The sequence below is a fragment of the Piscirickettsia litoralis genome (genome assembly GCF_001720395.1).
GTDB classification, from domain to species: domain Bacteria; phylum Pseudomonadota; class Gammaproteobacteria; order Piscirickettsiales; family Piscirickettsiaceae; genus Piscirickettsia; species Piscirickettsia litoralis.
Genome location: NZ_MDTU01000001.1, coordinates 2,899,777 through 2,907,698, shown reverse-complemented (window position 1 = coordinate 2,907,698; position 7,922 = coordinate 2,899,777). Strand labels below are relative to the sequence as shown.

Genomic DNA, 7,922 nt, shown 5'->3' with positions numbered 1-7,922 from the left:
AAAAACAGCAACTCCAACAAGCACCAGGCTGGCAATCACATCCATCATATAATGCCAGCCGAGCACGACGGTAGAAACCCACAATAGAACATTTAAAATTAATAAGGGAATAAATAGATATTTATTTTGCTTAAATAATAAAGTGAAGAGTGCAGACCAGATCACATGAAACGAAGGAAAACTAATCAGGCCCTCTCCAACCACTGTTGGCATCATTCCTTCATGGATTTGCTGAAACTGCAGCGCTAAATCAATTTGTCCTTGAACTAAAAACTGCTGATTTAACAAAGAGGCAGGAGAGGCTGTCGGCCAAAAATAATAAATCAAGCCCCCTATCAACTGCAGAAACGGCAACTTCACTAAAAATGACTCTACATCCTGCTTATTGATCAAAAAGCAGGCTAATATGGGCAAAATCAAAACTTGATAGTCCAATGAATTATAAATATTAACAAAAATCTTATGCAGTATCGGATGATGATATAGCCAAGCAACCCATTGATTTTGTTGCACCCCAATGGCTAAATCTGCTTGATATAAGAAATGGTCTATGGGAGAAAAAGGTGTAAATTGCAGGTTATAAGCCGAAAACATCACGACCCAAGCAATCACATAAAGGCCTATCAACTTAAACATTAAACTAATTTTTGGATAATTTTCTCGAATAGGCACAGACAAAGTAACAAGTATGATACATAATGCAATCACAAATAAGTTCGTCAATAAATCAGGGGTCACCAGGCTGGTATAATGAGAATAATGCTCATTAATCGTGCTAACAACGACCGATAGTAATATTACTATAAATGAAAATAATAAAGATAATTTATCAAAAAAATGATAAATTCTTGATAAAATAACCCGGCAAAGAAAAAATAACTCTTGCTTTTTTTTGAAAAATTTTCCTGTGCTACTTCCATAGATTTTCACGCCAATCTTTAAACGTTAATCCTAAATAGCCCATTTTTAATTGGACTAACCAAAAACTATATTTAAACGCTAAAGACAAGCACGCTAACGATGCAGCGAAGCCGACAACCCCGGTAAACAGTGCGCCGCTAACAAAGCAGGTTAACGTATAGGTAAAAATGATGAGAAAGAAAATTAAATAAACCCACATTAATAACCTAAATGCACTTTTTGCCGTTTTTAGCTCTTGTTCAGTGACATTTAAGCTCTCAATAGCAATTTTGCCATTGCATTCATGCTCAGGAGGAATGGTAAGAACTTTCTTTGATGTTGAAAATACAAAAGAAAAGCTTTCTTTAAGAAATGAGTACGACGTTGCAGCCTTAAGGCCCCGACCTATTTTTTTAAACATAACTATCTACTTAATATAATTATCCAAAATTATCTCATTACCACTCTTTGTAACTGCTTCTTCTAAGATATCGATCACAATCAACAATACGATAAAAGCAGTCTCATTATCAGAGTTAATGGCCACACTCTCGCCTGCCTCACCTTCTTGCCGTTTGCGGCTATAAGCAACTTTCTTATCAAACAAGAAGCTGTGCGTTAAATTCATTTTTCTTAACATCGACTCAATAATTGGCCCACTTAAAGATAAAACATCAGCATAAAAAACTTCATTATCGCGCCAAAAAAATCTTATATTGCGCATATAAGTTCATTACTTTATTAAATGCTATATTGTAATCCATTTTCAAAAATCACCACTTTTTTGAATAATTTGTGAAATACCAAATAGAGTATTCGCATATTCATTACTTCTTTGTACTAATACTGTCCAAACAACATGTTGCGTGTCTTTTGAACCTCCTTTTTGATAGGTAATCAGCAAGGGAATTTGCAAGCGCCAACTATAAACACCATCAATCTTACCCTTTTGAGTGACAACCGGCACATCAGAAAGGACGGCACGAACAATATACTTATTATCACGCACTTTCTCTACAATAGGTTTAAATGCTTTTAAATATTGCTCCCAGCCATATTTGGTAAAGTATTTTCTTTTCTGTTGTATTTCAGAACGATAATTCAAAAAATCAAGTGTATTTATATTGGGAATATTATCAGACAACCAGCTAATCACCGATGAATCATTCACCACCGGACTCGCCAATGAGTGTAAACGAATAAGCTGTCCATTTGAGGTTGTCGCAAAATATTTTGGCTCCGGCCGCAAACTCAGTGACACCACAAAAGCAACTAAAAGTAGAAAATTAATCAGTACTGAAATCAATAATACTAAGGAAACTCGACGAAAGTTATCCCGGTAAAAATCATTTCTCAGTTTAACTTGTGTTAATGCAGATTCAGCCAAAATTAAAAACCTTTAAAAAGTAAATCATAAAAAATCTAGTTAGATAGCCCAATTTATAACATACAATCATCGTCATACAGTGCACTAACTGGAGTTACTCGGTTAACGACTCTTATGTCATGCCGATACTGAAAAGGGTTCGATACATTCGTACTTTTCATTGCACGCTCTACCAATGTATTATGAAAGCTTTTCATTGCTAACCGCTCTCTGCCCGTTACCCCTACAGGTTCAATATCCTCAAGTTTTGCGCCTGCCGCCACTAAAGCGTTAAACATAAGTTCATAGCGTTCATTTTTTTTCTTGCAAAGAAAACTCCGCTCCAGGTAAAACCTTAATTCCTGTTGCGCCTGATTGTACAGCTAATTGAGCAGCAAGGCGCCTAGCGTCAGAACTGTTTGGATTAAAGCTTATGCTTTGTTCGTTGAGAGTACACTGAGTTTTTCTACCATTCACATTTGCCACCACATAAGACGACTTCTGCCCTTCGTCATATGATATTTTGACATTGCTAACTCCTATATCTTCACGATTATAATTAACTTTAGCAGCTAATGCATTTGCAGCTGCTTGACTTTTCCCTGCTTGAATAAAACCTTTAAAAAGCTCATCTTCTCTATTAGGATCAAGATCAGTTCTACTGGCTAATACCTGGTCAAGCGTCTTTGCTTTTACGGTACGAACCGATTTTGGGGTAATTTTTAAATTTGCAATACCATCAATTAATTGTGCTATTTTCGATATATACGCGTCATCCCAAGCCTGATTCCTGTTGATTAAAGCATCAAAGTTTCTCCAGTCTTTCTTCAACATATTAGGCTTGAATTCAAAGCCATTTGCTCTACTTAGAAAGTCTTTTATTTTAAAATCTTGATGCTGGTTTTGAGCTTTTATATTGTTAAGTTTTAATTTAATTGCTGCTAAATTTGGCTGCGCCATTCTTAATACCTCTTCCAATTGCCTTTATTATATATTTAGTCAAGTTCCATGCCTCTATCTAAAGATGGCTTCTGATAGCGATCAGCGTTTTTCATAAGTGAGTCTGGAAGGTGATATTCCCCTACCGACTCATTCATTACTTTTTCAAGTTCATTAGCGATTTCACGATCTTTATCCTGCTCTGATCTTTTAAAAAGTGAAATAATGGTACCTAAAAATCCTCGGCCAAGAGGCACATCTCTCTCTAATCCTAACCTTTTTTTCATGTCTTTAAAATTTTCCATAAATTTCTGGCCATCTTCAGAGTTAGCATCCAAACCAGACTCTTTAAATTTTTCGGCATCTCGCTTTAGTTTCTCAAGGTCATCATGCAAATTCTGGCGTCTACTACTGGGGACTGCTGCCTCAATCTGGTATTCATATTCATCTCTTATAGGCATATTATATTCTCCTCTCTTTAATCAATTAAAACAAAATTACATCAATGCTTCAGCAGCAGAACGAGCTTCATTACCGCCAGCTTCACCCGACTTTTCAGCGACTTGAATATGTTGTGAATCCGCGCTGACCGTTGATTGTGTTTCTTGCTGGTTCGCTTGAACACCTTTCTCAACGCCACTGCCCATTGCTTGACCAGTTTGGCTCGCCGTGCTTTCTGTTTTACCTTGTAACTGTTGAACTTCTTCAAGACCTGCGCGATGACCTGATGCTGCACCAATCCATTCAAAAACCTTATCGGGGATTAAATAAATTACTGAAAAGCACTTATTAAAAGCCATCATCATAAAAGACGCATAAACAAAAACAAGAAAACATGAAACAATACCACGCACCATGTCTAAATTGTCTGAAGTAAAGTTATTGAGTATTAAGGGGGCAACAAGGTGAAACCCTTGTGCAGAATAAGTAATTAAAACATAGGTTAAAGCAATCGCTGAAATAATGCCAATCACCATCAATACTGGTCTAAACATAATATTTAAGGCAATTTTGACTGCCGGAGATCCATGTCCTAAAATCTCATGGCCTTCTGGATAAACTAAAGCTAATGCGACCAAAGGCACCGCAACTAACCCTTCTAAAATGCTAAGCAACCAAACGATCGTGCCTGCCCAAAACAAGATATAGGGGATAAGCGGCATCATCACCACAAAGGCAATGGCTGCGGTAAACAATGAACCTAACACAATCATCGCTACCGGAAACCAAGCCAAAGATAAGGCAATATTCCCCATTTGTGCTGCCATATACAGCTGTACAGCAGTTTGACCTGCAATAGCAACTGCCGCCCCAGCACCACTGGCACCAAATAATGCACCTATGCCCCCAGCAAAACCAGCACCCACCGCCCAATCAGACACCATGCTATGCGCCGTATCCTGAATATTATCAAATTTCTTTTTGTAGTTTTGATAGATATTGGCAAAACTATCAATGACAGCAGAGATCACATCGGCACCCACTTGTTGTGCTTGCATAATTTTACTGAAAACTTTGCTATTGTTCGCTGAAGCCGGAGTACCTAACTCATAGAGTTCATTCATTATAGAGGTAATATCCGAAGATAGACCATTTCCTCCTAAATTACTAAATATTTTATCAATGACGCCATAGACGGGAACCGAAGTTGTTGTCGTTGGCTGATAAATTCCATTGTTTTGTAAAAATTTGAAAACACGGTTTAAGAAATAGACATTATTATAATCAGATGAATTAAAGTCGCTTGAATCATCAGTTGCAGGCACTAAGCTCCCGCCATCTCCATTATGGGTGTAAAGCTCAAATAAATAAATAAAAGGCGCATGCATTTCGTCTGGAAGACTCAGTAAATTACTGCGCAACTCATCAACAGCTCGCTCTGTACCACAAAGAGTATTTTCAGCATAGTGATCTGCGCTACATCCTTGTTTAGAAATCAGCGGTGGAACCGTATTATCAATTTCATCCAACCAACTGCTAGAAATTAGATTCAAACCATCAGGAATGCCATAGGTTGTTGATTCAACGCCATAGCTATCACTAAATGCTGTCTGCTGCAACTTATCTGCATTGCCGGGTATTTGACCATTACCCAATGGATAAAAATTAACGTTAATTGGAATATCATATTTTATCGTCGAAATAATACTCATTCCTGGATAAGAAATGGCTTGATCAAGCCTTTTCTGCATCGCCTGAAGGTTACTATTCATAATTGAATCAATGGATAAATAACTTTCACCTCCCATCCACCAACTGTTAATATAGCTTGCAAATGGTTTTTCACCTTCAACAAGATCACCGGTAGAATCACCGGTAGACTCTAGTTGCAAGCACTCGAGGTAACGAAAATTAAGCTCATTACTATTATCTAAATACACTTTACATGTATCGTAACCCGTGTCTCCACTATTATTATTAGCGTCGATGATTTTCGACACATCGGTCGGCGTACTTGAGTTTTTAGTATCACCCAGCAGGTGATTATTCAATTTTTTTAAATAATTAGCCATCACCTTATTGGCTTGATTAACATCTTTATCCGTATCATTGCTTGCATTATACAAATCATCAATAATTTGTGTAGTCGCTTGGTCTGCAGCCTGACTATAATCGTATTTCCCTGAATTTTTCTTAGTGGCGCTATTTGTATAATCCATATTCTCAAAATTAAACGCAATGTGACCTTGAGCCGGAACAAACACTTCATCCCCAGAACTCGATTGCCCCCCATGATAACTACTGTCACCTAAGCTTGATTTAAAAACGATAGTTTGTCTCGAAGTATGCTCATGATAATTATGGCTACCATCATACCATTGACTGACGACATTAAAGTTATAATCATACTCTTTAGAAGTGCTACTAGAAGTTCCTGATAATAAGGACTGTATTGCATTAATACACATTTGAGTTAATGAACTCGCTGTGATTTCCGGAGTCCCAGGGTGGTCAAAACTTATTTTGCTACTATGATAAGGATCACCATAAAACCAATCCATTGCTGTTGCAAACTCACTGAGCGTGCCATTATTTCCTGTACATATTTTCCTGGCATAGCCACTTAATTTAGGCAATAAGCTTGATGGAATCGTTGACTGGGAGTTTACACATAAGGCTTGAGTTTTTTTATTATCAGGCAAAGAAACAGTATAAAACATATTCCCTTTGACTGAACTTTTGCCATCTTGACAAATAACACCATCATCATCAAGCGTTATTTTTTTATCATCAGGGTTCTTATCACTCGCTTTAGGTGCAACCTTTAGAACGGACTTATAAAGTACAGCATTAGCAACACTTTGCTTCACATCATTGAGCAAACTTACAGGCACTGTTGGAATCGAAAGATTATCCACTTGTATTTCAACACTTTTCCATACCTTATCAGCAAGGTTAACACCGACAAGGACACCATACAGCAAAACAATTTGTGCCAAACAAAAGCCATATTTAATCGGTACAACACATAATGGCCCAAAAATAGCTCGTAACGGCATCCACATAGAAGACCAGTTTCTGCCTAAAAATTCACCCTGATGGGCTGTATTTAAAGTGCCAACGAAAATAATAACAGCATAAATCACTAATAATAGTGATAATAATCCAGTATTAAAAGAAGCAATAATACTATGAATAATCGTTGTATCTGTCCCCGTTGTATTCTGACCCGCTAACCATGGAATAATTTCACCAAAGATTTGCTGTAAAACACTCACTGACTGATCATCAACCGGCCCAGGAATAATAAACGACATACTATTTTCCTTCTTTGTTATTATAATTTATATTATGATTGCTATTAATCAATGTTTAACCAACCCAACTTAGCTTCTTTTTTTCAAGCTGATCAAATTATTATTTATATCACTCAGCTGACTATTGATATTCTTAACCTGAGTATACAAACTAGTTTCACTAGAACCATCTCCACTTGCTAAGCTTCTCGTTAAAGTATTTTGCAAATTATCGATCTTACTCATGAGTGCATTGTTATCCATTAATTCTGCTGTTTTAAGCAAAGCGTTTAAATTCTCAGCCTGTAATTTTTGATAATTCAGCAAGTTACTCACTGAAAGCTGTAAAGAAATATCTCTTAATATCTGGTCACGTGATGCAGACTTTACACTTTTAAACCAACTTGAATTTAGCTGAGCTTTCACTTCATCAAACAACTTTTGATTTATTTTCTCATTACTATTCATCTTTGAAACAACTTCAGAAGCAATAACAGCTGATTGTAGACTCAGCGCTTGTTCATTAGGCAAGCTATATTTAAGATCTGCCATATTGTTTTGAGGGCTTTCAGCAATTTTAGTAATAAGTATCGGCTCTAAGTTGCCCTGGAACGGCTTTCCTTGGATTAAATTTGTTAAATAATTATTATTGGGCAGCTGTTTAATGTAAGGGTTTAAAAATGAGTTCTGGCTTGTTTTGCTATTATTCGTTTCAGCTAAAACATCAGTACCTATTGCATTGCTACTATCGCTCATAATGCCTGTTAGCGAGTTAGCAAGGGAGTTATAATTCTCACTATAGTTTGCTTGATTTTGTAAGTAGTCCAAGCTAGGTCCATTCACATTGGCAGAAACTGTCATGTTTGTTTTTAATTGATTATGAATCATACTTTCTTGGTTGGCTTCAATTTGACTTAAGCTTTGCTCTAGAGCAGCTATCAATGGGGCCGGCTTTTGCGCATAAGATAGATTTAAATAAG

The 7,922-nt window shown here is 36.8% G+C and carries 9 protein-coding genes; all 9 read right to left on the bottom strand.

Annotated elements, in window-relative coordinates:
- On the bottom strand, positions 1–930 hold a 930-nt coding region (locus BGC07_RS14330; protein WP_069313649.1), incomplete at its 3' end, for a phosphatase PAP2 family protein.
- Complete coding sequence (locus BGC07_RS14325; protein ID WP_069313648.1) at positions 911–1,321, bottom strand: hypothetical protein; 411 nt, start codon at positions 1,319–1,321, stop codon at positions 911–913. The genes BGC07_RS14330 and BGC07_RS14325, both read right to left, overlap by 20 nt.
- Positions 1,322–1,327: 6 nt before the next feature.
- Positions 1,328–1,624, bottom strand: a complete 297-nt coding sequence (locus BGC07_RS14320) for a hypothetical protein (protein WP_235603264.1) — start codon at positions 1,622–1,624, stop codon at positions 1,328–1,330.
- 42 nt (positions 1,625–1,666) lie between these two features.
- Complete coding sequence (locus BGC07_RS14315) at positions 1,667–2,287, bottom strand: type IVB secretion system apparatus protein IcmL/DotI (RefSeq protein ID WP_069313647.1); 621 nt, start codon at positions 2,285–2,287, stop codon at positions 1,667–1,669.
- A gap of 53 nt (positions 2,288–2,340) precedes the next feature.
- Positions 2,341–2,565 (bottom strand): hypothetical protein, encoded by a 225-nt coding sequence (locus BGC07_RS14310; protein ID WP_069313646.1) that lies wholly within the window; start codon positions 2,563–2,565, stop codon positions 2,341–2,343.
- A gap of 13 nt (positions 2,566–2,578) precedes the next feature.
- The gene (locus BGC07_RS14305) at positions 2,579–3,226 is read right to left on the bottom strand and encodes a hypothetical protein (RefSeq protein WP_069313645.1); all 648 of its coding nucleotides are present in this window, start codon (positions 3,224–3,226) and stop codon (positions 2,579–2,581) included.
- A 35-nt stretch (positions 3,227–3,261) separates the two neighbouring features.
- Positions 3,262–3,666 carry a hypothetical protein gene (locus tag BGC07_RS14300; protein ID WP_069313644.1) on the bottom strand — a complete coding sequence of 135 codons (405 nt, stop codon included), beginning with the start codon at positions 3,664–3,666 and terminating at the stop codon, positions 3,262–3,264.
- A gap of 36 nt (positions 3,667–3,702) precedes the next feature.
- Entirely contained in the window at positions 3,703–6,963 is a 3,261-nt protein-coding gene (locus BGC07_RS14295; protein WP_069313643.1) for a DotA/TraY family protein, read from the bottom strand.
- Between the two features lie 69 nt (positions 6,964–7,032).
- On the bottom strand, positions 7,033–7,922 hold an 890-nt coding region (locus tag BGC07_RS14290), incomplete at its 5' end, for a hypothetical protein (RefSeq protein WP_069313642.1).

Excerpts from the sequence above, each read along its gene's own strand:
- BGC07_RS14325 (WP_069313648.1), bottom strand. The coding sequence starts at position 1,321 with ATGTTTAAAAAAATAGGTCGGGGCCTTAAGGCTGCAACGTCGTACTCA.
- BGC07_RS14320 (WP_235603264.1), bottom strand. The coding sequence starts at position 1,624 with ATGCGCAATATAAGATTTTTTTGGCGCGATAATGAAGTTTTTTATGCT.
- BGC07_RS14310 (WP_069313646.1), bottom strand. The coding sequence starts at position 2,565 with ATGTTTAACGCTTTAGTGGCGGCAGGCGCAAAACTTGAGGATATTGAA.
- BGC07_RS14305 (WP_069313645.1), bottom strand. The coding sequence starts at position 3,226 with ATGGCGCAGCCAAATTTAGCAGCAATTAAATTAAAACTTAACAATATA.
- BGC07_RS14300 (WP_069313644.1), bottom strand. The coding sequence starts at position 3,666 with ATGCCTATAAGAGATGAATATGAATACCAGATTGAGGCAGCAGTCCCC.
- BGC07_RS14295 (WP_069313643.1), bottom strand. The coding sequence starts at position 6,963 with ATGTCGTTTATTATTCCTGGGCCGGTTGATGATCAGTCAGTGAGTGTT.